At 70.0% G+C, this 23,869-nt stretch carries 24 protein-coding genes, 1 tRNA gene and 1 other RNA gene; 8 read left to right on the top strand and 18 right to left on the bottom strand.

Annotated elements, in window-relative coordinates; all coding sequences use genetic code 11:
- Positions 1-86: 86 nt before the first annotated feature.
- Together ACMCNK_RS28110 and ACMCNK_RS28105 are read right to left on the bottom strand one after the other, a co-directional pair.
- On the bottom strand, positions 87-1,136 hold the full coding sequence (locus ACMCNK_RS28110) for a hypothetical protein (protein WP_412739349.1): 1,050 nt from the start codon (positions 1,134-1,136) through the stop codon (positions 87-89).
- 595 nt (positions 1,137-1,731) lie between these two features.
- The gene (locus tag ACMCNK_RS28105) at positions 1,732-2,898 is read right to left on the bottom strand and encodes a S8 family peptidase (RefSeq protein ID WP_412739348.1); all 1,167 of its coding nucleotides are present in this window, start codon (positions 2,896-2,898) and stop codon (positions 1,732-1,734) included.
- A 224-nt stretch (positions 2,899-3,122) separates the two neighbouring features.
- On the opposite strand from ACMCNK_RS28105, the gene ACMCNK_RS28100 reads away from it, so the two are divergent.
- The 3 genes from ACMCNK_RS28100 (at position 3,123) to ACMCNK_RS28090 (ending at position 5,183) form a co-directional block, all read left to right on the top strand.
- Positions 3,123-3,647 carry a hypothetical protein gene (locus tag ACMCNK_RS28100; protein WP_412739347.1) on the top strand — a complete coding sequence of 175 codons (525 nt, stop codon included), beginning with the start codon at positions 3,123-3,125 and terminating at the stop codon, positions 3,645-3,647.
- A 96-nt stretch (positions 3,648-3,743) separates the two neighbouring features.
- Positions 3,744-4,061 carry a hypothetical protein gene (locus tag ACMCNK_RS28095; RefSeq protein ID WP_412739346.1) on the top strand — a complete coding sequence of 106 codons (318 nt, stop codon included), beginning with the start codon at positions 3,744-3,746 and terminating at the stop codon, positions 4,059-4,061.
- A gap of 150 nt (positions 4,062-4,211) precedes the next feature.
- Entirely contained in the window at positions 4,212-5,183 is a 972-nt protein-coding gene (locus ACMCNK_RS28090) for a hypothetical protein (protein WP_412739345.1), read from the top strand.
- Between the two features lie 39 nt (positions 5,184-5,222).
- On the opposite strand, the gene ACMCNK_RS28085 is transcribed toward ACMCNK_RS28090, so the two are convergent.
- From ACMCNK_RS28085 to ACMCNK_RS28070, 4 genes are all read right to left on the bottom strand, one after another.
- On the bottom strand, positions 5,223-5,561 hold the full coding sequence (locus ACMCNK_RS28085) for a hypothetical protein (RefSeq protein WP_412739344.1): 339 nt from the start codon (positions 5,559-5,561) through the stop codon (positions 5,223-5,225).
- A gap of 521 nt (positions 5,562-6,082) precedes the next feature.
- On the bottom strand, positions 6,083-6,514 hold the full coding sequence (locus tag ACMCNK_RS28080) for a hypothetical protein (protein WP_412739343.1): 432 nt from the start codon (positions 6,512-6,514) through the stop codon (positions 6,083-6,085).
- Between the two features lie 570 nt (positions 6,515-7,084).
- Positions 7,085-7,157, bottom strand: a tRNA-Ala gene (locus tag ACMCNK_RS28075).
- Positions 7,158-7,239: 82 nt separating this feature from the next.
- The gene (locus ACMCNK_RS28070; RefSeq protein WP_412739342.1) at positions 7,240-7,797 is read right to left on the bottom strand and encodes a YqgE/AlgH family protein; all 558 of its coding nucleotides are present in this window, start codon (positions 7,795-7,797) and stop codon (positions 7,240-7,242) included.
- A 158-nt stretch (positions 7,798-7,955) separates the two neighbouring features.
- Between ACMCNK_RS28070 and ACMCNK_RS28065 the strand changes: the two genes are divergently transcribed.
- A complete protein-coding gene (locus ACMCNK_RS28065; RefSeq protein WP_412739341.1) occupies positions 7,956-8,768 on the top strand; it encodes an S-methyl-5'-thioadenosine phosphorylase in 813 nt (270 codons plus the stop codon).
- Here ACMCNK_RS28065 and ACMCNK_RS28060 read toward each other — a convergent pair.
- The 9 genes from ACMCNK_RS28060 to pruA form a co-directional block, all read right to left on the bottom strand.
- Positions 8,743-9,024, bottom strand: a complete 282-nt coding sequence (locus ACMCNK_RS28060; RefSeq protein WP_412739340.1) for a hypothetical protein — start codon at positions 9,022-9,024, stop codon at positions 8,743-8,745. The two genes, ACMCNK_RS28065 and ACMCNK_RS28060, sit on opposite strands and share 26 nt — an antisense overlap.
- Positions 9,025-9,128: 104 nt before the next feature.
- Positions 9,129-9,510: a transfer-messenger RNA gene (ssrA, locus tag ACMCNK_RS28055) on the bottom strand.
- A gap of 103 nt (positions 9,511-9,613) precedes the next feature.
- On the bottom strand, positions 9,614-10,090 hold the full coding sequence (gene smpB / locus ACMCNK_RS28050; protein ID WP_412739339.1) for an SsrA-binding protein SmpB: 477 nt from the start codon (positions 10,088-10,090) through the stop codon (positions 9,614-9,616).
- 100 nt (positions 10,091-10,190) lie between these two features.
- The gene (locus ACMCNK_RS28045) at positions 10,191-11,453 is read right to left on the bottom strand and encodes a M23 family metallopeptidase (RefSeq protein WP_412739338.1); all 1,263 of its coding nucleotides are present in this window, start codon (positions 11,451-11,453) and stop codon (positions 10,191-10,193) included.
- A 31-nt stretch (positions 11,454-11,484) separates the two neighbouring features.
- Positions 11,485-12,360, bottom strand: a complete 876-nt coding sequence (ftsX, locus tag ACMCNK_RS28040) for a permease-like cell division protein FtsX (RefSeq protein ID WP_412739337.1) — start codon at positions 12,358-12,360, stop codon at positions 11,485-11,487.
- 63 nt (positions 12,361-12,423) lie between these two features.
- The gene (ftsE, locus tag ACMCNK_RS28035; protein WP_412739336.1) at positions 12,424-13,104 is read right to left on the bottom strand and encodes a cell division ATP-binding protein FtsE; all 681 of its coding nucleotides are present in this window, start codon (positions 13,102-13,104) and stop codon (positions 12,424-12,426) included.
- A 99-nt stretch (positions 13,105-13,203) separates the two neighbouring features.
- The gene (gene prfB / locus ACMCNK_RS28030; protein ID WP_412739335.1) at positions 13,204-14,316 is read right to left on the bottom strand and encodes a peptide chain release factor 2; all 1,113 of its coding nucleotides are present in this window, start codon (positions 14,314-14,316) and stop codon (positions 13,204-13,206) included.
- Between the two features lie 91 nt (positions 14,317-14,407).
- Positions 14,408-14,923, bottom strand: a complete 516-nt coding sequence (locus ACMCNK_RS28025; protein ID WP_412739334.1) for a PadR family transcriptional regulator — start codon at positions 14,921-14,923, stop codon at positions 14,408-14,410.
- Between the two features lie 287 nt (positions 14,924-15,210).
- Positions 15,211-16,839, bottom strand: a complete 1,629-nt coding sequence (gene pruA, locus ACMCNK_RS28020; RefSeq protein ID WP_412739333.1) for an L-glutamate gamma-semialdehyde dehydrogenase — start codon at positions 16,837-16,839, stop codon at positions 15,211-15,213.
- Positions 16,840-16,964: 125 nt separating this feature from the next.
- Here pruA and ACMCNK_RS28015 point away from each other — a divergent pair, with 125 nt between their 5' ends.
- Positions 16,965-17,924: a hypothetical protein gene (locus ACMCNK_RS28015; RefSeq protein WP_412739332.1), complete on the top strand. Its 960-nt coding sequence runs from the start codon at positions 16,965-16,967 to the stop codon at positions 17,922-17,924.
- On the opposite strand, the gene ACMCNK_RS28010 is transcribed toward ACMCNK_RS28015, so the two are convergent.
- Both ACMCNK_RS28010 and ACMCNK_RS28005 read right to left on the bottom strand, forming a co-directional pair.
- Positions 17,921-18,430: a DUF6912 family protein gene (locus tag ACMCNK_RS28010; RefSeq protein WP_412739331.1), complete on the bottom strand. Its 510-nt coding sequence runs from the start codon at positions 18,428-18,430 to the stop codon at positions 17,921-17,923. The genes ACMCNK_RS28015 and ACMCNK_RS28010 overlap by 4 nt on opposite strands.
- A 91-nt stretch (positions 18,431-18,521) precedes the next feature.
- Positions 18,522-19,028 carry a rhodanese-like domain-containing protein gene (locus tag ACMCNK_RS28005; protein WP_412739330.1) on the bottom strand — a complete coding sequence of 169 codons (507 nt, stop codon included), beginning with the start codon at positions 19,026-19,028 and terminating at the stop codon, positions 18,522-18,524.
- Between the two features lie 87 nt (positions 19,029-19,115).
- Here ACMCNK_RS28005 and ACMCNK_RS28000 point away from each other — a divergent pair, with 87 nt between their 5' ends.
- The 3 genes from ACMCNK_RS28000 to ACMCNK_RS27990 all read left to right on the top strand — a co-directional run bounded on the left by ACMCNK_RS28000 (position 19,116) and on the right by ACMCNK_RS27990 (position 20,672).
- A complete protein-coding gene (locus ACMCNK_RS28000; RefSeq protein WP_412739329.1) occupies positions 19,116-19,580 on the top strand; it encodes an Lrp/AsnC family transcriptional regulator in 465 nt (154 codons plus the stop codon).
- Between the two features lie 47 nt (positions 19,581-19,627).
- Complete coding sequence (locus ACMCNK_RS27995) at positions 19,628-19,855, top strand: helix-turn-helix domain-containing protein (protein ID WP_412739328.1); 228 nt, start codon at positions 19,628-19,630, stop codon at positions 19,853-19,855.
- A gap of 121 nt (positions 19,856-19,976) precedes the next feature.
- Positions 19,977-20,672, top strand: a complete 696-nt coding sequence (locus ACMCNK_RS27990; protein ID WP_412739327.1) for an Rv3235 family protein — start codon at positions 19,977-19,979, stop codon at positions 20,670-20,672.
- Positions 20,673-20,852: 180 nt separating this feature from the next.
- On the opposite strand, the gene secA is transcribed toward ACMCNK_RS27990, so the two are convergent.
- On the bottom strand, positions 20,853-23,735 hold the full coding sequence (gene secA / locus ACMCNK_RS27985) for a preprotein translocase subunit SecA (protein ID WP_412739326.1): 2,883 nt from the start codon (positions 23,733-23,735) through the stop codon (positions 20,853-20,855).
- Between the last annotated feature and the right edge of the window lie 134 nt (positions 23,736-23,869).

Here is a 23,869-nt window from a genome sequence, read left to right as displayed (position 1 = left end):
TCAATTGACTTCGAGGCCGGACAGCAGAATGGGATACGAGTCAGGCGCGGCCCGCCGAGATGGTGACGGGCCGCGCCTGATTTTCGTCAATCCTGGTTGCTGACAGCACCCTTGTCCGCTGCGCCACCGGCGTTGTTGGCGTTGTTCGCCTTGCCGCCTTTGTGCGCGCCCGCGTTTCCGGCGTTGTCGTTCGCACCCTGGTCGTTGCCGTTGTTGTTGGCGCCCTGGTCGTTGCCGTTGTTGTTGGCGCCCTGGTCGTTGCCGTTGTTGTTGGCACCCTTGTTGTTGGCACCCTGGTCGTTCGCGTTGTTGTCGCCGGCGTTCGCGGCGCCGTTGTTGTTGTCGTTGCCCGCGTTGCCCGCGTTCTGGTCCGCCGCCTTCTTGGCGTCGGCCAGGTTGAGGCACGCCTGCAGCAGCGCCTGCTGGGCGGCCGCCACCTGGGCGTCCTGACCCTGCTGACCGGCCGCGTTCTGGTTGGCAGCCCCGGCCGCGTTGCCCTGGTCGGCGCCGTTGTTGTTCTGGTTGTTGTTCTGCTTGTCGGCCGCGTTGCCCTGAGCCGCGGCGTTGCCGTGGCCGTTGGCCGCGCCCTTGCCGGCGCCCTTGGCCGCGGCACGTGCCTTGGCCGCTGCCGCGCGGGCCTTCTTGGCCTGCATGGCACGCATGGCCTTGGCGGCCCGCTTCGCCTTCTTGGCGTTGTCGGCGCGCTGACCCGCCGCATTGCCCTTGCCGGCCGCCGCGTTGTCGTTGCCTGCGGCGTTGTCGTTACCGGCCGCCGCGTTGCCGTTACCGGCCGCTCCGTCCGCGGCGCCCTGGTCGGCCGCGAACGTGTCGCACGCCGTCTCCAGGGCCGCGGCGGACAGTGCCGCCTTGTCCGCAGCGTTCTGGTCGGCAGGGGCCAACTTCTCCCCGTCGCAGATCACGTCACCGCCGTTGACCTGCAGTTGGGCGCACTTCGAGACGTCGAAGTCCTGCCCGTCGACCGTGAGGACCCCGGCCGCCTTGGTGATGGCGTGGTTCTCGCCCGCCGACGCGAACTGCACGCCGGTCACCCCACCGGCCACCAGCACCCCTGCGAAGACTGCGGCGCCGATCAGCCTGCGGTTGTTACCGGAACCTCGTCGCTGTCGCAGTCTCATCACCACTCCTCGTCGTAAACCCGTCGATGCCTGTCACGCACCAGTACGGGACGGCACGCATCAGCGGTTCAAATTCCGTAAAGATGAGCCCGCAATTCAGGGAATCGGGAAATGTGCACGCTCCGCGTCACCACGCGGCAACTCCCCGCATCACTCCACATTGATCAGCGACGCGGAAGCTTCACGCGCCGTGCAAACATCACCGAGCGCGGCCGGGCCGCACCACCAACCACATCGGATGGACGCGACAGCGCTTACAAAAATCGATGAATGCCCGCCATCATCGTGTGGTTGGGGTGGTGTACGGGCCGGGAGCCGGATCCGTTGATCATCAACCGATCGCCGAGACGCTAGCAGCGGATATATCGTCGGCCGGCAGGGCGAATGCCGGGTGCACGGCACAGCCGGACGCTGCACGGAGACCAGCCACGGCAGAGAACGGTCGATCATTTCCGCCACCGGCAGAGCAGGGCACCACCGACCCGGCGGGGGCGCCCTCATCGGGCCTGGCAGGTGGCGTCATCGCCTCGGCGCCCACCGGCCCGGCGGAGCGAGGCCGCCGGCACAGGCTCCGGAACTCCCGCAGGCGGGACCGTCAGCGGCAGGTGCAGAGCAGCAGATTGGGTGAGCCGCGCCCGGCCGAACCGACCTTGCCCCGCGACGCTGCCCGCAGCAGCGCCACCCGGACCGAGCTCGGCTTCCAGTCCCGGTGCGCCGACAACAGCAGCGCGGCCGCGCCGGCCACGTGCGGTGCCGCCATCGACGTACCGGACATGACCTGGTGGGCGTTGTTGCCGGAATCCCAGTCCGACGTGATCGAGTCGCCCGGAGCGAACAGGTCCACGCACCGGCCGTAGTTGGAGAACCGGGCCCGCTGGTCGCTGCGGTTCGTGGCGCCGACGGTCAGCGCGGACGGCTCCCGCGCGGGCGAGTACTTGCACGCGTCGCGCGACGAGTTCCCGGCGGCCACCACGAACGTGATACCGGCGGCAACCGCGCGGCGTACCGCGTCGTCGAGCACCGGGGAGGCCGGGCCGTCGATGCTCATGTTCACCACGGCCGGGCGGGCGGCGTGGCGGGTGACCCAGTCGATGCCAGCAATGATCTTGGCGTAGCTGCCCTTGCCGTTGCAGTCCAGGACCCGCACGGAGACGAGCCGGACGCGCTTGGCCACGCCGTACCGGCTGCCGCCGATCGTGCCGGCCACATGGGTGCCGTGGCCCTCGCAGTCGTCGGCCTTCGCGTCGTTGCCGATGAAGTCCCAGCCGTACCGGGCCCGGCCGCCGAAGTCGCGGTGCTGGATGCGGACGCCGCTGTCCAGGACGTAGACGGTCACGCCGGCGCCGCCGGTCGCAGGGTAGTTGTACGCGCCGGTCAGGCGGCGGGCACGCTGGTCGACGCGGTCCAGGCCCCACGACGGCGCCTGCTCCGCGGCCGAGGCGAACACGTCCTGGTCAGGAGTGACGTACGCCACAGCCGGGTCGGCCGCCAGCCGGGCGGCCGCGGACGGCGACACCTGGGCAGAGAATCCGAGCAGCCCGCTCGCGTACGTCTCGTGCACGGTCCCGCCGACCCGCGCGACGAGCGCGGCGGCGGTCGCGGGCACCTCACCGGGTTTCGCGCCGGGAGCCAGCACGACGAGGAAGTCCTTCAACGCCTGCTGCGGCGTCCGCGTTCCATGCGGACGAGCCACCGCGGCCAGCACACCGGCCAGCGCCGCCACCCAGAGTGCACCCCGGACGACACGACGTGCGTGCTGCATGCAGACCCCTCTCCGACGGCTCGAGAGAAGTCATCGGCGCGGGGTAGGCAACCCTTAGCAAGAATTCCGGCATTTGAGACGCCGCTCGGGGACAGCGGTGTGACCCACGAAACCTACGAACCGGTGCGCCCCGGCCGATCTTTCCGGACGTCAGAGGCACACGACAGGGCCAGGCACGGTACGGAGGGGGCAGGACTATGCGGAGGTCGCGGGGAATCGCGAGCGTGCTGATGGCCGTGGTCGGCGTCGTGATGGCCGGTGCAGGCCCGGTGCTGATGCTGCAGGGCGCGCAGGAGCAGGCCACGATCAAGCACGAGCTGGCCGCCCAGAAGATCGCGTTCCCGTCGGACACGGCCCAGCTTCCGGATGCCCTGAAGCGGTACGCCGGCGAGAAGGTCACCTCGGGCAGCGACGCGAAGGCGTACGCCGATCTGATCTCGGCGCAGGTGGCGCAGGTCACCGGCGGCAAGACGTTCGCGGAGCTGTCCGCGCAGCCGGCGGCCGGCGGCCGTACCGATGAGAAGCTGGTGCAGGCCCAGCAGGCCGCCCTCGCGGGCGAGTCGATGCGCGCCTCCCTGCTGAGCTCCTACCACGCGGAACAGGTCACCTGGCTGGTCATCGGCCTGGGTGTGCTGCTCATGGCGGTCGGTGCGGTGTTCGCGGTGACCGGGTTCAGCATGCGGGAGCCGCGGATCAAGGTGCCGGACTCCCCCGAGGCGCTGGAGACCCTGCACCTGCGCCTGCGCTGACGGCGCCCGGGACGGGGACGAGCTGTCCCCGCCGGCACCGTACGGAAGATCAGGCAGTGTTGTTTCCGTGACGATCGGGGCCTAGCCTCCCGGTCCATGCGAACGTGGCCCACCGTGACCGCGGCGTCGTTGACCGTCCCGCTGATCGTGTCCACGGCGCTCGGCTGCCTGTACGGCCTGATCTCCGCCGCCCCCTCGGAGCCGTGTCGGGGCGGAGCCGACGCGCACCGCCTGCCGGTGATCATCGGCCTGCCGATGGGCGCCGCCATGGCGCTGACCGCGGTGCTGTCCATCGCGCTGGCCTGGTGGGGGGCGACCCGCCCACGCCCGTGGCCGTACCTGGGCGGGGCCGTGCTGGGGCTGCTCGTCAGTGCCGGGCTGCTGTTCGCGATCTTCCAGGTGCTGTCCTGCTGACCCCGCCCACGCTCGGACGGGTGAGCTCGTCGATTGTGACCTGTTCCTCCGTTCGGACGTGCGGTTGGCTGGCTCGGGGGACGCCAAGGACTCGATCAACGCCTAGCGTCGGACCGGTGCGCGGACTTCAGAGCTGGCAGAGGACAAGTCGTGCCTGTTGATCGCTGCCCTGGACTGAGCGACGACCCGCCCAGCGCGGTTGACGATCTCGGGCCGGCCACCCCGGCACCGCCGCCCGAGTCGGACGCGAGCCGGTCGGTGACACCGAGGCGGCGGGCCTGGTCGGTGCCGCTCGCCGGGGCGGCAGCCGCGCTCCTGGCCACCGGGGCGCTGGGGTTCGCCGCTCACCGGACACCAGAACCCGCACCGGGACCGGTACCGGTACCGGTGATCGCTCCAGTGGGGCGGGCCGAGCTGATCGTCCGGGACGGCGATCTCGTCGAAGCGAGCGGCCGGGTCGAGGATGCGCAACTGTGCGCGCCGGCGCCGGTCCCCATTTCGCTCGGCGGCGATACCTGCCCGTACGGCATCCCGGTGCCGGGCGTCAGGCCGACGGACGGCGTGACGCTGCGCGGCCGGTGGCATCCGATCGGACTGTCCGACATCCAGCGGATGCCGTACTCGCCCACGTCGGCCGGTGTGCTCGGGGACTCCGACCTGCCGGACGCCCCACCGTGCCCAGCGCCGGCCGGTGGCTGGCGGGACGGCGAAGACTGGTCCGACGACCAGGTGCGCGACTACCTGCAGGCACACGCCGACCAGTTCGCAGCACCGTTCGCGACGCACCTCGGGAACGCCCGCATCCTGGTGGTCACAGTGGTGAACGGCGACGTCGGCCAGGCCCGGGCGGCGTTGACCGCGATCTACACCGACAACCTCTGCGTGGTCGCCGCACCCGGCGGGCACAGCCTCGCCGCTGAGGCCAGGCTGCAGACCACCACCGGCCAGGCGGTCGGGGCCCTGATGGACGACCCCGCTTCGGGCATCTACCTGGTCACCTCGGAGGACGGCAAGATGCGGGTGAACATGGTCCAGCTGACGCAGCCGCTGTACGACAAGCTCGCCGCGATCGGCCTCGACCACCTGATCCTCGACCCCTGGATCCGCCCGGCCCGCCCGTAGCGCTCCCTGCACCAATCGCCGTTCAAGATCCCGATCGGATCAGGGCGCCAGGGTCCATAACGCGTTCGGGTTGTACTGCCCGAGGTGGAGAGTGAGTGCCAGCCCGGTGGGCTTGGCCTGTGCTGGGATCTTGAAGGTGAGGGCAAGGTCGGCCTCACGCTCTGGACCGATCCCCTCCGGCGGGGCCGTCCCGGTCGGGAGGGTTCTTACCTCAGGCCGATATGGCCTGCCCTGGCCGGTGAACAGCAGCACGCCGCCGGTCGAGAGCGAACCATCGAACGGTTCGGTCCCGCGGTTCTGAATCCACACCGTGTATGACCCCGCGTCGATCCCGCGGAGGACCCGGACCCGAGCTATGAAGCCGGGATCGCCCGTCATGGTCAACGCCTCGCCGAGGGGAACCGATCCGGCAAACGGCGCGTGCTTGACAATGTCGGCAGCGAGGGCGTCTGTATCGATCCCGCCAGCTGGCCCGGCGCCCACGCGCTCGGGGGCGTCAAGTCGGCAAGGCCCGCATCCAGCCGTTGTATAAGGAGACCGCTTCCCAGCGGCGAGTCGGTTGGTCACGCCGACCAACGCGACCAGGACCGCCGCGATGCCGACGAGCGCGGCAGCCACCCGGGCCCACGGATACCTCGCAGTCACGGGCCGCTACATCGGCCGCGGCGACTCGAAGCTGAGAAAACGCGCGAATCCACTGACGATGGACCAGCCCGGGGCAGCAGCCGTGAACGGCTCGATTGAGGGCTCAGCGCCTCCTACCCACGGCGCGGCGGCTCGCCTTCTGGCGCACGACGAGGCTGGAGATCTTCGAGGAATAGGGGAGCTCTCCTCGGCCACGCTCCCGGAACCGGTACGCCGCGGCCCGGAACGGACTGCGGCGTACCGATCGGATCGTACTAGGCGATGCAGTGGACCCAGGGCTGCCAGGATGACGTCAGCGTCGAGCAGTATTCATGACCGTCGGCGTCGAAGACCCGGACCGTGACCTCGTGCTGTCCTCGCGAGTTCTTGAAACTCGTTACGACTTCGTCGGCCCGGCCGTTGTTCGGCATTTGCTTCCACCCGCCCGAGTTTGGCCAGGCGTGCCAGATCGTCCGGCCCGGAGCGATGCCGAAGCACTCGTCCGTGCGGCCGTCTTTATTCCAGTCGGCCGACCGAATCGACGAGCCGCCCTTGAAAGTGCCGACGTAGCCGAAGCAGGAGTGGTTAAAGGGCCCCGGAGGCCCGCCGTCGGTAACCGCCGAGGCCGGCGCCGGGGACGCGAGGCCCACCGCCCCTGTCAGCAGCACTGCCGTCACCGCACGGATCAGTGTCTTTCCCCGTTGCATGTGGTTTCCTCCCGCTTGGGTAATTCCCCGGGGTTTGGCTCACGTAATTCCCCAGGTGGTGGACCTCGGCGTGTAGTTCTACCTGGTGTCTGGGTGGTTGTCGAACCGGCGGAGCCGGGTCGTTTGTGGGGTCGGTAGCTGGGTCCGTTCAGTGCAGTCCGCGACGGCCGTGTGGGAAGCCGGACATGCTGATCGCGGACGAGGCCTACGCGGGGGCGGCCAATGACTACCTGGTGGCGGCGGCGGAAATGGAAGACGGCACACAAGTCGACGACGATCCGAAGGCGGAGGCAGGGAACGGCGGGTGGGTCTGCCAAAGGGACTCACGGGCGATGTCGACATCCACCTGGCGAAGTACGCCCAAGGAGGGCCGGCGGGGCGGGCACCCATCCCGAGGTCGCTGGGCCTCCACGTGCACGACCTTCGGCACACGGGCAGCACGTGGGAGCAAGATCACGGACCCGAGTGGCACGTTAGTGGCACGCAAGGCCGGTTAGCCGCCGGAACGACGAACGCCCTGGCTTCGGGATCATGGTCCCGACCAGGGCGTTGGTCTGTCTCATCAAGGGGTGGAGCTGAGGGGACTCGAACCCCTGACCCCCACACTGCCAGTGTGGTGCGCTACCAGCTGCGCCACAGCCCCTTGCGGCACCCGGTCGCCCGGGCACTCACGGAATAGTACACACCCCGCCATGCCCCCGCGCGCAGGGCCCCGGCCCGGCGCGTCAGTTGAGGGAGACGTCCGGCGGGAAGTGCGCGACCGCCGCCAGAATGTCGCCCTGCCTGCGCAGCACCATGGCCCAGAGATCGTCGGGCCGGTTCACGAACGGGTCCCCCGGCAGCGCATCGAACACGAACCAGGATCCCGCGGCGATCTCGCTCTCGAGCTGGCCCGCGGACCAGCCCGAGTAGCCGGCGAAGACCCGGATCCCGATCAGGCTCTCCCGCAGCCGCTCCGGGTCAATCGAGAGGTCGACCGTGCCCAGCGCCCCGGCCACCTGGTGGAAGCCGGCCACCCGCTTCTTCACCTCCGGGCGGGTGCGGGCGAGACAGATCGCGGACTCGGGCTGCACCGGGCCGCCCTCGAACAGCACCGGCGGCTCGCCCGCCAGCTCACCCCAGCCGCCGAGGACCTCGGCGACGGGCACCTCGGTCGCGCGGTTGAGGACCACGCCGAGGGCGCCGCCGGCCTCGTGCGCGACGAGCAGGACGACCGTACGGTCGAAGTTGGGGTCTTTCAGTGCGGGGGTCGCGACCAGCAACTGACCGGTCATCGACTCCATCGACCGGCCTCCGATCCGCTGTTCCTCGCTATGCACGGCACCCCCGTTGCCCACGGCGAATCGCCGGGCGCAGGATCATCCGGGCCGTGACCGGGTGAGCAGTCAACGCCATGCATCGCACATTAGCCTGCGTCTCAGGCCACCGATAAGGTCTGCGCATGACCGAGGCATCTTTGGTGGCAGACGTCGGGGTGATCGGCGGCTCCGGACTCTATGCTTTGCTCGACAACGCGACGGAGCACGAGGTGTCCACGCCGTACGGAGCACCGTCCGACAAGATCACTGTGGCGGAGGTGGGTGGCCGCCGGGTGGCGTTCCTGCCCCGGCACGGCCGCGATCACCGCTTCCCACCACACAAGATCCCGTACCGTGCCAACCTGTGGGCGTTGCGGTCGCTCGGCGTGCGCCAGATCATCGCGCCGTGCGCCGTGGGTGGGCTGCGCCCTGAGCTGGGCCCGGGCACGTTCGTGGTGCCCGACCAGTTGATCGACCGGACGAGCGGCCGGGAGCAGTCGTTCTACGACACGGGCGCGGTGCACGTGTCGTTCGCCGACCCGTACTGCCCGCACGGGCGGGCGACGGTGCTGGCGGCAGGTGCCCGGCACGGTGTCGACGCGGTGGACGGTGGCACGGTGGTGGTCGTGCAGGGGCCGCGCTTCTCCACCCGGGCCGAGTCGCGCTGGTTCTCGTCGATCGGGGGCACGATCGTCAACATGACCGCCCATCCCGAGGCGGTCCTCGCCCGGGAGCTGGCGCTGTGCTATTCGGCCATCGCGCTCGTCACCGATCTGGACGCCGGGGTGGAAGGTGACCACGGGGTCACCATGGAGGAGGTTTTCGCGGTCTTCTCCGCCAACACCACTCGTCTGCGCGAGGTGCTGCTGGAGGCGGTCGCGGCACTACCCGCGGAGCGGACGTGCGCGTGCGCGCACACACTCGACGGCATCAAGCTGCCCTTCGATCTGCCGTAGGGAACCAGCCGTGCCGTACCGGGGGCCGCGCCGAGCTCGGCGCTCCAGAGCAGGTGATCCCGGTGCGGGTGCGTGGAGAAGCCCGCCACGAGGCCTGGCCCCACGCGCGGAGGTCGTTCGCCAGGGCGGCCAGCTCGGAGCCGAGCACTCCGGCGTCGACGAGCAGCACGCCGGCCCGGCCTTGCACGACGACGGCGTTGGTCAGGCAGAACTCGCTCTCGTGGATCAGCACACCCTCGGCAACCTGCTTCAGCACGGCGGCTCCTTCCCGTTGAGGTTGCCGCCGCATCTGCATGACAGCATGCACGAACACGACATCGGCCGTCCCACCTCGGCGAGGTGAGACGGCCGATGACCGTGCAGTGGAGGTGCCGGGAATCGAACCCGGGTCCTTCGTTGTTTCGTCAGGGCTTCTCCGAGCGCAGCTCACTGTGTCTCTACTCGGCCCCACCGATCACGTGAGCAAGTTGGTGTGACGGGCCCAGTCGCTGATTGATCTCGCCGCACGGACCCCGCGACCGGGTCCGGTTGGCCAGCCTCCTAGCTGATGCCGGCAACTGGGACGGAGGCGCTCCCAGACCGACAGACCACGCTACTTACCTCAGGCGGCAAGAGCGAACTGGTCAGCGTCAAACTTTTCGTTGGCGCTTATAAGTTTCCGACGACCGATTCTCGAGACGACGTCGGCTTCCTCGGCTCGCTTCCCCTGTCTCCACGGACGAAGTCGAAACCAGTCACCCCCTTGTCATGCCGCACTGGTGTGCAGCCGTACCAGCCTAACGTCTCCTGGCTCGCAGGTCATTCCGGTATCACCGGGCCACGGCTGTGGCGCGGGGCACCCGGGATCAGTCCATGCCCTTGCTGCGCCGGCCCATGGCGCGGGTGATCTCGCGCTGGGCGTCGCGGGAGGCCATGTCCTGGCGCTTGTCGTAGCTCTTCTTACCCCGGGCGAGACCCAGCTCCACCTTCGCGTACCCGTTGTGGAAGTAGACCGACAGCGGCACGAGGGTGAGGCCGCTCTCGCGCAGCTTGCCGATCATCTTGTTGATCTCGTCGCGCTTGAGCAGCAGCTTACGGACGCGGCGTGGCTCGTGGTTGGTCCACGTCCCCTGCGTGTACTCGGGGATGTGCATGCCGTGCAGGAAGATCTCGCCGCCGCTCTCGTGACCGAACGCGTCGACGAGCGAGGCACGGCCGGCGCGCAGCGACTTGACCTCGGTGCCGGTGAGCGCCATCCCGGCCTCGTACGTGTCGAGAATGGCGTAGTCGTGGCGTGCCTTGCGGTTCGAGGCCACGACCTTGCGCCCCTGCTCGCGTGGCATGACCGACGACCCCCTGACCGCGCAGCGCCCGCGGGCGCTGAACCGAAGTAGCAAAGAAAAGGCCGGCGCGGACCGGCGCCGGGCCTGTCCATGCTACCGCTCAGCAGAGACAGCCCGGCAGGTAGCGCAGCGGGTTGCGCGGGGTACCCCCGAAGCGGGTCTCGAAGTGCAGGTGGGCGCCGGTGGACGCCCCGGTGCTGCCGACCCGGCCGATGATCTCGCCGCGGCTGACGAACTGGCCCACGTGCACCAGGATCCTCGACTGATGGCCGTAGCAGGTGGTGAAGCCGAGGCCGCGCACCTGGCCGTGGCTGATGCAGGTGTAGTTGCCGTACCCGCCGTACCAGCCGGCCTGGATGACGCGGCCGGCGGCGGCAGCGCGGATCGGGGTGCCGCTGTCGATGGCGAAGTCGGTGCCGGCGTGCAGCTGCCACACGTGGAACCACGGGTCGTAGCGCCAGCCGAAGTCGCTGGACTTCCACGCACCGCGGACCGGCATGAGCAGCTGGCCGCCGACGTACACCCCGCGGATGGCATCGGGGCCGTTCTGGGCGCGGCGCAGGGCCTCCCGGATGCGCTGCTCCTGCGCCTTGGCCTCGCGGTAGTTCTCCAGCACGGCAGCACGCTGGGACCGCGCGGCCAGGAACGCGGTGCGCCGGTACCGGGTCAGGCGTACCACGGAGTCCTGCGCCTGTTCGGCCCGGAACTGGGCCGTGTGGGCGACGGCCAGCGTGTCCGCGGCGGCCCGGGCGGCCTCATCGGCGGCGCGCCGGGCGAGTCCCGCCTGGTCTTGGACGCTGCGGGCGTCACGGCGGGCCACGACGAGCGCGTCGACCTCGTCCTGCTGCCGGGACATGACCTGGCTGACCAGGCTCATCCGGTCCAGGAAGTCCTGCGGGCCGCCGGCGTCGATGAGCATGTTGACGCCGGTGAGGCCGCCGCCCATGTAACTGACGGAGGCGATCTCGTCAACCCGTTTGCGGCCCTGCTCGACCCGGGCCTGCGCGGCGTCGAACCGGTCCGCGGCCGCCCGGTACGCGTTCTGGGTGGCGTCGGCCCGGCGGCGGGCGGTGTTGGCCGTGGCCATAGCGGCGGCGACCGTGCCGCGGGCCGTGGCGACCCGCTGCTGGGCGGCGGGCAGGGCGGCGGTCGCCACCGCGAAGCGCCGGGCCGCGGCGCGGGCGGTCGTGGTGGCGTTCTCCAGTACGGCTTCCGCGCGCTGGACGGCCCGCGCGGCGCGCCGGACGTCGTCCTTCGTGTCAGCGGCGGCCGGGGCAGGCGTGGCGAGCCCGACACCGGCCGCGGTGAGGACGGCGAGGCACGCCGCCAGCACCGCGGAGCGGCTACGTCGTCGGTGACCCATCACGGAGGGTCACCCTACCGTTGGCCGAGCGTCAGACCTTGAGGTAGAAGCGGAGCGTCACCCATCCGGTGATCGCACTGACGCCGGCGCCGACCGCGGCGAGCAGTGGGAGCATGAGCATCACGTTGCCGGTGGGGATCGGCGTGAGGATCTTCGTCAGCGCTTGCAACTGGCCGTCCAGCAACACCAGCTTGCCGACGAACAGCGCCAGGAATCCGAAGAGCGCGCCGATCAGGCCGGCCACGACCGCCTCCAGCACGAACGGCGCCTGGATGAACCAGTTGGAGGCGCCGACGAGCTTCATGACCGCGACCTCGCGCCGTTTGCTGTACGCCGCGACCTGGATCGTGTTGCCCACCAGCAACAGCGCGGCGAGCGCCATGAAGCCGGCGGTCACGAGCGACATGAGCTGGATCGAGTTGAAGATCTTGAACACCTTGTCGAGCAACTGCCGCTGGTCGACGATGTCCTGGATGCCCTGCTGGCTCTGGATCTGGTCCGCGAAGCTCTTGTACTCCTCCGGATTCCTCAGCTTGACCCGGAACGACTCGGGCAGGCTGTCCGGAGTCACCGACTTGACGAAGTCGGGCGAATCCTGCCAGAGCACCTTGAACCGCTCGAAAGCCTGCTCGCGGCTCTCGTACTCCTTGCTGGCCACCAGCGGGTTGCCGTCGATCGCCTGGTTGATGGCCGTACGCTGCGCGTCGGTCACATCCTTCTTCAGGAAGATCGAGACCTGGATCTCCCCGTAGTAGTACTTCTTCATCTGGTCGACCTGCATGTACATCAGCACGCTGGCGCCGAGCATGGTCAGGGACACCGACATGGTGATGATCATGGCGATCGTCATCGTGACGTTTCGCCACAGGCCCACGAGGACCTCGTTGAGGACGTACTTCAGGCGCATCGGGGGGTTCCTTCCGGGACTCCGCGTCTCACATCGACTTCGATACTCAGGCGGGGCCCGGCTTCAGCCGTAGACGCCACGGGCCTGGTCGCGAACGATCCGTCCGCTTTCGATCTCGATGACCCGGCGGCGCATCTGGTTGACGATGTTGGAGTCGTGCGTGACCATCACGACCGTCGTGCCGGTCCGGTTGATCCGGTCCAGCAGCCGCATGATCTCGATGGACGTGTCGGGGTCCAGGTTTCCGGTGGGCTCGTCGGCCAGCAGGATCAGCGGCCGGTTCACGAACGCCCGGGCGACCGCGACACGCTGCTGCTCACCACCGGAGAGCTCGTGCGGGTAGCGGTGCTCCTTGCCGCCGAGGCCGACCAGCTCCAGCACCTCGGGAACGACCCGGCGGGCGACCGCCTTGGTCTTGCCGATCACCTCGAGCGCGAACGCGACGTTCTCGTACGCCGTCCGGTTGGGCAGCAGGCGGAAGTCCTGGAACACGCAGCCGATGGAGCGCCGGAAGTGCGGGATCTTCCACGACCGCATGGACGTGACGTCCTTGGCGTTGACCATCACACGGCCCTGGGTCGGGGAGACCTCGTGCAGCAGCAGCTTGATGATCGTCGACTTGCCGGAACCGGAGGGGCCGATGAAGAAGACGAACTCACCCTTCTCAATGCCGACGCTGACATCGTCCAGCGACGGCCGAGACGCCTTGGGGTACGTCTTCGTCACGTTCTCGAGCTGAATCACGGGAGCAGAGTCTACGCGGTGTAACGAAAACGCCAAGCCGCCCGGGGCCGGTAATTTTGCACCGGCGATCACCAAGACCCCGCCGAACGGACGATCAGGTCAGCCCGCGAGCTGCTTCTGCTTGCGCCACCGGATGCCCGCCTCGATGAAGTCGTCGATCTCCCCGTCGAAGACCGCGGACGGATTGCCGGTCTCCTGCTCGGTCCGGAGATCCTTGACCATCTGGTACGGATGCAGCACGTATGACCGCATCTGATCGCCCCAGGAGCCCGTGGTGTCCTGTTTGAGGCCGGCCAGTTTGGCCTCTTCCTCCTGGCGCTTGCGCTCCAGCAGCCGGGCCTGCAGCACCCGCATTGCGGACGCCTTGTTCTGCAACTGGGACTTCTCGTTCTGGCACGTGACCACGATGCCCGTGGGGACGTGGGTGAGTCGCACCGCGGAGTCGGTGGTGTTCACGCTCTGTCCACCAGGCCCCGACGAACGGTAGACGTCGACCCGGATCTCGTTCTCCGGGATCTCGATGTGGTCGGTCTGCTCGACCACCGGCATCACCTCGACGCCCGCGAAGCTGGTCTGCCGCCGCCCCTGGTTGTCGAACGGGCTGATCCGCACAAGCCGGTGAGTGCCCGATTCGACACTCAACGTCCCGAACGCGTACGGCACCTTGACCGCGAACGTGGCGGACTTGAGGCCGGCCTCCTCCGCGTACGAGGTGTCGTAGACCTCGGTGGGGTAGCCGCGCCGCTCCGCCCAGCGCAGGTACATCCGCAGCAGCATCTCGGCGAAGTCCGCCGCGTCCACGCCGCCCGCCCCGGCCCGGATGGCCACGACCGCCTCGCGGGAGTCGTACTCCCCCGACAGCAGCGTCCGGACCTCCATCTCGTCGATGGCCTTGGTCAGCGCGACGAGCTCGTCGCCGACCTCCGCGATCGACGCCTCGTCGCCCTCGGCCTCGCCCAGCTCCAGCAGCAGGCCGGCGTCGTCGAGACGGGTGCGCAGCTTCTCCAGCCGGGAGATCTCCCCGGAGACGTACGACAGGCGGGAGTTGACCTCCTGGGCACGGGCCTGGTCGTCCCACAGGTCCGGCGCGGACGCCTGCTCCTCCAGCTCCGCCTTGTCCCGGCGCAACCTGTCGAGATCGAGGACATTCTCGATGTTGCGCAAGGTGGCGTCGAGGGCCTTGAGCTGTTCGGGATAGTCGGCTGCACTCACGACGTAAGACTACGCGCCGCCCGGCGGCATTCCCTGCCGGGCGGCACGGTGCCGCACCATTCGTGAGGTGCGGCTCGTCTCGGTGTCGCTTCTATGAGGCTGGTGCGGCTTTGAGCCAGCTCAGGGCGGCCTTGTGATAGGCCACCGCGAACTCCAACGCGGCGGCTCCGTACTGGTCGCCGGCCTTCTTGGCCTCCTTGGCCTGCTCGCGCGCCATCGCCAGGGCCTCCGAGTGGTACTCGTTGGCGCCGACGTACAGGCTCTTGAGCTGGCTGCCGGAGGTCTGCTCTCCGAACGCCACCCGCAGGGCGACCGGGTTGCGGATCGCGTCGCGGCCGGGAGACTCGGCGAGCCACCGGCTGAACGCGCGCTTGCCGGACGCAGTGAGAGCGTAGGGCTGGCTGGACCGAGGTCCGGGCTTGCCGAGGCGGACGTATCCCATCTCGGCCAGAACGGGCAGTTCGCGGTAGACCTGGCTCCGCGTCATCGACCAGTAGGGCCCGAGGCGGCGTTCGGCAGCCGCCATGAGCTGTCCGCCGGTCATCGGCCCCTCATGTAGCAGGCCGAGCAGAGCGGCAGCCGTGGGATTGATCTGAGAGTCGGGCATGCCTTCTAAGCTGCCACTTTGTTGCTCCGGCGTCCAGGATTTCGCCCGATCCGTCCATTTTGCGTCTCCACAAACGACTGTCCCGCACAGACAGTCCGACCAGGAGGGTTTGGACCGGGCGTTTTCCCCTTGAGCAGGCGTGTGACCTGGTAAGATGCCTCAGGAAAACGGTCAGACGGCGCTCCCGGTCGACAATGACCACAAAGTCGTCGAAACTTCCTCCACCGGACCCCGTCCGGGCAATGGGGCCGTCGCGAAGAATCGCGCAACGGCCCCATACCGGACAATTACCCCATATGCGGGTAGCGCCAGTCGGTCGGCGGCTCGAAGGTCTCCTTGATCGTGCGCGGCGACACCCAACGCAGCAGGTTCAGGATCGAGCCCGCCTTGTCGTTCGTGCCGCTGCCCCGGGCGCCGCCGAACGGCTGCTGCCCCACGACCGCGCCGGTCGGCTTGTCGTTGATGTAGAAGTTGCCCGCGGTGAACCGCAGCGCCGCCCCGATCCGGTCGATCGCGGCCCGGTCGGTGGCGAAGACCGACCCGGTCAGCGCGTACGGCGAGGCCGCGTCGGCCTGCGCGATCGTGGCCTCCTCGGCACCGTCCTCGTAGACGTACACGCCGAGGATCGGGCCGAAGTACTCCGTCGTGAACACCTCGTGCGTCGGGTCGGTGCACTCCACCAGCGTCGGCGAGACGAACCAGCCCTCGCTGTCGTCCGCGGTCCCGCCGGCCAGCACGGTGGCCGCCGCGCTGTTCTTGATCCGGTCCAGCGCCGCCGCGTGCTTGGCGAACGCCCGCCCGTCGATCACGGCGCCGCCGAACGTGGACAGGTCGGTCACGTCACCGTACGTGATGGAGGCCGCGGAGGCCGCCAGCCGGTCCCGCAGCCCGCCCTCCCAGATCGAGCGGGGGATGTACGCCCGCGACGCCGCGGAGCACTTCTGCCCCTGGTACTCGTACGCGCCGCGCAGCAGCGCGGTGTGCAGCGCGTCGGCGTCCGCGCTGGCGTGCGCGAAGACGAAGTCCTTCCCGCCGGTCTCGCCGACCAGCCGCGGGTACGACCGGTACCGGTCGATGTTGCTGCCCACCTCACGCCACAGGTGCCGGAACGTGGCGGTCGAGCCGGTGAAGTGGATGCCCGCCAGATCCGGGTCGGCCAGCACCACGTCGGAGACCGCCAGGCCGTCGCCCGTCACCAGGTTGATCACGCCCGGGGGCAGCCCGGCCGCCTCGAACAGCCGCATCGTGTAGTGCGCCGAGAGCTGCTGCGTCGGCGACGGCTTCCAAATCACGGTGTTGCCCATGAGCGCGGGCGCGGCCGGCAGGTTGCCCGCGATCGCGGTGAAGTTGAACGGGGTGATCGCGTAGACGAACCCCTCCAGCGGCCGGTGGTCGAACCGGTTCCAGATGCCCGGGGACGACTGCGGCTGCTCCGCGAGAGCCTGCTGGCCGAACGCCGCGTTGAAGCGCAGGAAGTCGATCAGCTCGCACGCCGCGTCGATCTCCGCCTGGAGCGCGGACTTCGACTGGCCGAGGATCGTCGCGGCGTTCAGGGTGTCGCGCCAGCCGCCGGACAGCAGCTCGGCGGCGCGCAGGAAGACCGCGGCGCGCTCCGCGTACGGCAGGGCCCGCCAGCCGGGAGCTGCCCGCTTCGCCGCCGCGACCGCCGCGGCGGCGTCGGACTTGTCCGCGTTGCCGAGCACGCCGAGCACGTGGTGACGGCGGTGCGGCTGCACCACCTCGATCTCCGGTCCGGACCCCATCGACTGCTTGCCGTCGATCGTCATGGTCAGCTCGACGCGCTCGCCCCGCATGGCGTCCACGCGCGCCTGCAACGAGGCCCGCTCGGCGCTGCCGGGGGCATAGCTGCGTACCGGCTCGTTCCGTGGCTCGGGCACGGAAAGCTGGGCGTCCATCTCGCACTCCTTCTCCGGGGTCTCCGGCTCTGGGGGGTCTCCGGCTCAGGGGTCTCCGGCCGACTCCGATCCATCCTTGCACGGCCGGAACCGGTGCTCAGTCGGTCGCGCGTACCCTGACCGGCATGACGACGCAGGAGCATGACCACGCGGACCGAGCGAAGCGAGGGCATGCCCCGGCGGTTTCCACCGGATCGGCCCGGCGCGTGCCGTTCGCCGGGATTGCCCTGGCCGCGGTGGGCCTGCTCTGGATGGCCGCGATGCTGTGGTCGGCCCGCGCCACGATCACCGGGCGCGCCGACGCGGAGACCGAGGTCGTCGCGACCGCTTACGCGCTGCCCGGGATCGTCTCCGCCGCCCTGGTGGCGGGTGCCGCGCTCGCGCTGGCCGTCCTGGGCCTGGCCGGGCGCCGCGCCCGCGGCACGAGCGCCCGCTTCGCGGTCACCACCGGCACCGGGCTGGCGCTGGGCGCGCTCGGCGCGGTCCCGATCATCACGATCAACACCGCAGGCTGGGTGTACGCCGTGGCCGGCGGCACCGTGGCGGCCGCCGCGACGATCGGCGGGGCGCTGGCCGGTTTCCGCGAGCCCCGGGTCGTCGCCGCGGCGTGCTGGGCCGCCATCGCGGTGTTCGCGGTCGGCTTCACCCTGAACGTGGTGCAGACCCCGCTGCTCGACGCGTTCGGCGCGGGCGGCACCTCCGCGTCGCAGACCTCGGCGGCGGGATGGTTCTCACTGACCCAGTCCGTGCTGGGCGGCCTGGCCGCCGGAGCGGTGTCGTTCACGGTGCTGCGCCGTTCGGCCGGGGAGCCGCTGCGCTGGCCGCTGTACGCCGTGGCGGGCGCCGGGCCCGGCCTGCTGCTGGCGCTGACCGAGGCGCTGGCCCGGACCGCGGGCGCCCGGGTGCTCGACCTGGCCGGGCGGGTCAGCGAGCTTGAGCTGACCGTGCAGCGGATGCTCGGCGGGGCCCGGCTGAACAGCGCGATGATCGTCGTGTTCGTGGGTGCCATCACCGCGATCGTCCTGCTCGGGCGGACCCTCGGGCCCGCCCGCGACGACCGGGACACGGCGGCCGCGGAAGCCTAGGCCAGCTCGTCCAGCTCGGAGACCGCGTACCACTCCAGCTCGTGGTCCTCCGCGCCGTCCACGGTGAACTGGGCGTCCGGGTCGCCGGCCATGGCCTCGTCCACCACCTCCGCGGCGGCCGCCACCTCGGCGACCGCGTCCTGGCCGTCCACGTGGATGGCCGCCACCTCGGCCAGTGACACCGGCTGCGGCAACCGGACCTGGCTCGACCCGAGCTCCGCGTCCTCACGGACCAGTGCGCTGGACGGGACGTCCGCCGAGACGACCACCCGGCGCCGCGGCGCTTGCGGGTCGTGGCGCAGCAGGCGCAGGGCGGACTGCGCGGCCCGGGTGAACGCCACGTACTCCAGTTCCTCCTCGTCGCCCTCGGCGTACCACTCCCGCAACGCCGGGGTCACCGCATGCGCCACCGTCGGCTCATCGCCGAGCCGCCCGGACGCCCGCAGCGCAGCCAGCAGCGGCACGGTCGCGGGCACGTAGACCCGGACGAGCTCGGTTTTCGGCACTCTTCCCCCTGTGGTCGGACCGTCCCTGTAGTACACCGCCGATGACCGCGGTGGAAGGCCAACCTACGCTGCGTGTCCCGATCGTGGACGATCAGCACCCACAGGCCGGGCCCGCCGGCACAGCGGGCCGAGTGTCGGCGCTCGGCGCGAGCGGGGCCGCGGATCCGGGGCTTTGCGGCGCGAGAGTGACGAGGGGGTCGGCCGGGACGGCCACGTCGCCGTCGGCGCGGCGCAACGCGAAGCCCTCCCGCGCCCAGTACTCGATGCCGCCGATCATCTCGCGGGCGGCGTATCCGAGAAGGGACAGGGCGAGCGCGGCCCGGGTGGCGCCGTTGCAGCCGGGACCCCAGCAGTAGGTCACCACCGGCACCGCCAGGTCCAGCAGGTCCGCGGCCCGGGCGGGGATCTCGGCGTGCGGCAGGTGCAGCGCGCCGGGGATGTGGCCCTGCGCCCAGGCGGCCGAGTTGCGGGCGTCGATCAGGACGAAGCCCGGCTTGCCGCCGGCCAGGGCGGCGTGCACGTCGGCCGCGTCGGTCTGGGTGGCGAGACGGTCGGCGAACAGGACCGCGGCGCGTTGGGGGTCGATTGTCACGGCCATGACGGTACGGATCGCAGGCGCTCGCGGACAGTAGCTGACAACGGCCTCAGCCCCACTTGGCCGTAGCATCAGCGGTATTCTTGCGTGATGGCCGTGGAATCGACACCGGATCGGGTGGACTGGCAGATCATCGAGGCGCTGCAGGCCGACGGCCGGGCGAGCTACGCCGACCTGGCCCGGATCGTCGCCATGTCGCCCAGCGCGGTGGCCGAGCGGGTCCGCCGGCTGGAGGAGACCGGGGTGATCGCCGGGTACCGGGCGGCGATCGACCCTGCGCGGGTCGGACTGACGATCATGGCGCTGGTCCGGTTGCGGTATCCGACCGGCAACTACCGGCCGTTCCACTCGCTGCTCGACAGCACTCCGGAGATCATCGAGGCGCATCACGTCACGGGCGACGACTGCTTCGTGATGAAGGTGCTGGCACGGTCGATGCGGCACCTGGAGGAGGTCACCGGCCGGATCGCCGGGCTCGGCGCGGTCACCACGAGCGTCGTGTACTCCAGCCCGCTGCCCGGCCGGGCGGTCACCGCACACGCCGACGCCGGCTGAGCGATGGCAGACTGAGCCCCGCATCGTCGTCGAGCCGGGAGAGTCGCGTGGAGGCCAGGTTCCTACTGCTGTCCGACGTGGCCGCCGAGCTCAACGTCTCGGACTCGCAGGTCTATCACATGGTCCGCAGTGGCGAGCTGCCCGCGATCAAGATCGGCGGGCGTGGCCAGTGGCGGGTCGAACGCGCCCAGCTGGAGGAGTACATCCAGCGCAAGTACGCCGAGACCGCCGACTGGGTGCAGCAGAATCCGCTGATCGAGCGCGACGCGGACTGACCCGCACCATCCATCCCGTTCCACATTGGGCATTGACGCACCCACATGCGCCCCGGCACACTCGGTGACCGGAGGCAAACGAAAGCAAACGCAAGGATCAGGCCTCAATCACGGATTGGTGGTGGACGGTGTGACGACGGTCGAGGTGGCACCGCGACGAGGGGCCAGGCCGCCGATCCGGATCCGTCCGGTGCCACCGTGCGACCCGCCGTTCGACGACGAGGTCGATCCGTCGGTGTGGGCGCCCGCGCACCAGCCCGCGTTCCGATGGCCCGGCGCCGACGCGTCCCGGCGCACCGACCCGGGGCGGGCCGCCGAAGGCATTGCCGGGCGCAGAGCCGTCGCTGCGGGCGACTCAGCCGGCGCCGAGCACGGGTCTGTCGCCGCGGGTGGCTCAGCCGTTGCGGCGAGCTCGGCGTCGGGCCCGGGACCCGTGAGCGCGGGGGCGTCAGCCGAGGCGCGGGTCGCGGTGCAGCGGTTCGTCGGCGCTTGCGTCGAGGTGCTCAACGGGTTCCGGCCCGCCGCACACCTGCGCCGCCTCGCCCTGCCGTCGCAGGCCGCACGGGTCGTGGCGCAGGCGGTCGTGGGCACGCACCGGGTGGCGGAGCTGCGCAAGAGCGGTCACCGTCGCGCGACGGACCGGCACGGGCGCGGTGGCGCACCCGCGGCGGTCCTGCGCGTGCGCCTGTGCGAGCCGCGACCGGGCGCGGTGGAGGCGACCGTCCTACTGGTCACCGGCGGCCGGACGTGGGCGCTGGCGCTCCGGCTGGAGCTGCATGACCAGACGTGGCTGGTGACCACGCTGCAGTTGGTCTGACCACCGCGGCGTTGCCCACCGGCCGCAAGCGCAAACCGGCCGCAAGCGCAAACCGGCCGCAAGCGCAAACCGGCCGCAAGCGCAAACCGGCCGCAAGCCCAGACCGGCCGCCCGCGGCATCCGGGCCGGGAACGACGACGGCCCGCAGGCGAGACCTGCGGGCCGCACATCGTGGAACGGTCAGACGGCACCCGGGGCGCCGTGGCAGCGCTTGTACTTCTTGCCCGAGCCGCAGTAGCACGGCGCGTTGCGGGACGGGCCGTTGCCGGCCTGAGCCTCGCCCCGGCCGGCACTGCGGGCGGCGGTGTGCGCCGGGCTGGCGGGCACCGGCGAGCTGCCGATGCCCAGCGCCGGGGCACTGTCCTCCTGCACGACCGGAGAACCGGCGCCGGCCTCCCCGTCGATGGCGGGCGAGGTGTACTGCAGGTGCTGGGGCCGGTGGCCGCCACCGAGCCCCTTGGCGCGCACCTCGACCTGCCCGTCGCCCTCGGAGGCGGCGGTACTCGGCAGCGGCACCGCCTGGCTCGGGTCCACCGTGACCGTCGGCTGCTCCTCGACCTGGACCTCCAGGTTGAACAGGAAGCCGACCGCCTCCTCCTTGATGCCGTCCATCATCTGGGCGAACATGTCGAAGCCCTCGCGCTGATACTCGACCACGGGGTCGCGCTGCGCGTACGCCCGCAGGCTGATGCCCTCCTGCAGGTAGTCCATCTCGTACAGGTGCTCGCGCCACTTGCGGTCGATGACCGCGAGCAGCACCTGGCGCTCCAGCTCACGCACCGCGTCCGCGCCCAGTTCCTCCTCGCGGGCGTCGTACGCGCGCTGCGCGTCCTCCTTGAGCTGCGCGACGAGGAACTCCTGGTCGAGGGTGTGGCGCTCGCCGCCGGACTCCTCGACGAGGTTGTCGACCGTGACGCCGACGGGGTAGAGACGCTTGAGGTTCGTCCACAACTGATCGAGGTCCCAGTCCTCGGCGTACCCGTCGGAGGTGGCGGCGGTGACGTAGTCGGCGACCGTGTCGTCGATCATGTGCCGGGCCTGGTCGTGCATGTCCTCGCCGTTGAGCACCCGCAGGCGCTCGGCGTAGACGACCTGGCGCTGCTTGTTCATCACCTCGTCGTACTTGAGGACGTTCTTGCGGATCTCCGCGTTCTGCGCCTCGATCTGGGTCTGGGCGCTGCGGATCTGCCGGGTGACCATCTTCGACTCGATGGGCACGTCCTCGGGGATGTTGAACCGCTCCATCACGGCCTCGACCGCGCCCGCGCGGAACCGCTTCATGAGGTCGTCCTGCAGCGACAGGTAGAACCGGGACTCGCCCGGGTCGCCCTGACGGCCCGACCGGCCGCGCAGCTGGTTGTCGATACGCCGGGAGTCGTGCCGCTCCGTGCCCAGCACGTACAGGCCGCCGGCCGCCTGCACCTCGGCGGCCTCCGCCTCGCACGCTTCCTTCCAGGCCGGCATGATCTCTTCGAGCGCCTTCGCGTACTCCTCCGGGCTCTCCACGGGGTCGAGGCCGCGCTGGTGCAGCTCGGTCGACGCCAGGAACTCGGGGTTGCCGCCGAGCAGGATGTCCGTCCCGCGACCGGCCATGTTCGTGGCGACCGTGACCGCGCCCTTACGGCCGGCCTGCGCGATGATCGTCGCCTCCTGGGCGTGGAACTTGGCGTTCAGCACGCTGTGCGGGATGCCGCGGCGGCGCAGCATCTGCGACAGGATCTCGGAATTCTCGACCGACACCGTGCCGACCAGCACCGGCTGGCCGGTGTCGTGGCGCTCGGCGATGTCCTCGACGACCGCGGTGAACTTGGCCTTCTCGGTCTTGTAGATGACGTCCGGGTGGTCGATGCGCACCATCGGCCGGTGGGTCGGGATGGTCACGACGCCGACCTTGTAGACCTTGTTGAACTCGCCGGCCTCGGTCTGCGCCGTACCGGTCATGCCGCCCAGCTTCTCGTAGAGGCGGAAGTAGTTCTGCAAAGTGATCGTGGCCAGCGTCTGGTTCTCCTGCTTGACCTCGACACCCTCCTTGGCCTCGATGGCCTGGTGCATGCCCTCGTTGTAGCGGCGTCCGTGCAGGATGCGGCCGGTGAACTCGTCGACGATCAGGACCTCGTCCTCCTGCGAGACGATGTAGTCCTTGTCCTTCTTGTAGAGCTCCTTGGCCTTGATCGCGTTGTTCAGATAGCCGACGAGCGGGGTGTTCACCGACTCGTACAGGTTGTCGATGCCCAGGCGGTCCTCGACCCGGGCGACGCCGCGCTCCGTGACCGCCACGGTCCGCTTGGCCTCGTCGACCTCGTAGTCGCCCGCGCCGTCCTTGCCCTTCTCCAGGCGCTTGACGATCGAGGCGAACTCGCCGTACCACCGGGCGGAGTGCTCGGCCGGGCCGGAGATGATCAGCGGGGTCCGGGCCTCGTCGATGAGGATGGAGTCCACCTCGTCCACGATCGCGAAGTTGTGACCCCGCTGCACCAGTTCGTCCCGGGACCACGCCATGTTGTCACGCAGGTAGTCGAAGCCGAACTCGTTGTTCGTCCCGTACGTGATGTCGCACAGGTACGCGGCCCGGTGCTCCGCCGCGGGCCGGTTCGGCAGGATCACGCCGACCGTCAGCCCGAGGAACACGTGCACCCGCCCGACCCACTCGGCGTCGCGCTGGGCCAGGTAGTCGTTGACCGTGATGATGTGCACGCCCTTGCCGGACAGCGCGTTCAGATACGCCGGGAAGACCCCCGTCAGGGTCTTGCCCTCACCGGTCTTCATCTCCGGGATGTTGCCGAAGTGCAGCGCCGCCGCACCCATCAGCTGCACGTCGTACGCCCGCTGGCCGAGCACCCGCCGGGCCGCCTCGCGGGCCGTCGCGAACGCCTCGGGCAGCAGCGAATCCAGGGACTCGCCGTCCGCGTACCGCTGCTTGTACTGCTCCGTCAGCTCCCGCAGCTCGTCGTCGGTCAGGTCGACGTAGTCGTCCTCGATCGAGTTGACGGCGTCCGCGATCGCCTTGAGCCGGCGCACCATGCGTCCTTCACCGGCACGGAGGACCTTTTCCAATATCGACACGGGCCAACTCTCCCTAGACCAGTCTGCGCCCCCATCGTAGGCACCTCCCGGCGCGGTCTGTGACCCGAGCCTCCCGTTAACCGTGCAAACATGGCGAAACACGGCCCGGCGTTCGCTGACAGCGCACACCCGTG

It is taken from the genome of Krasilnikovia sp. MM14-A1259 (genome assembly GCF_047159535.1).
Lineage (GTDB): Bacteria > Actinomycetota > Actinomycetes > Mycobacteriales > Micromonosporaceae > Actinoplanes.
Note: the sequence above shows the minus strand (reverse complement) of the source record. Positions and strands in the feature narration are given on the sequence as shown.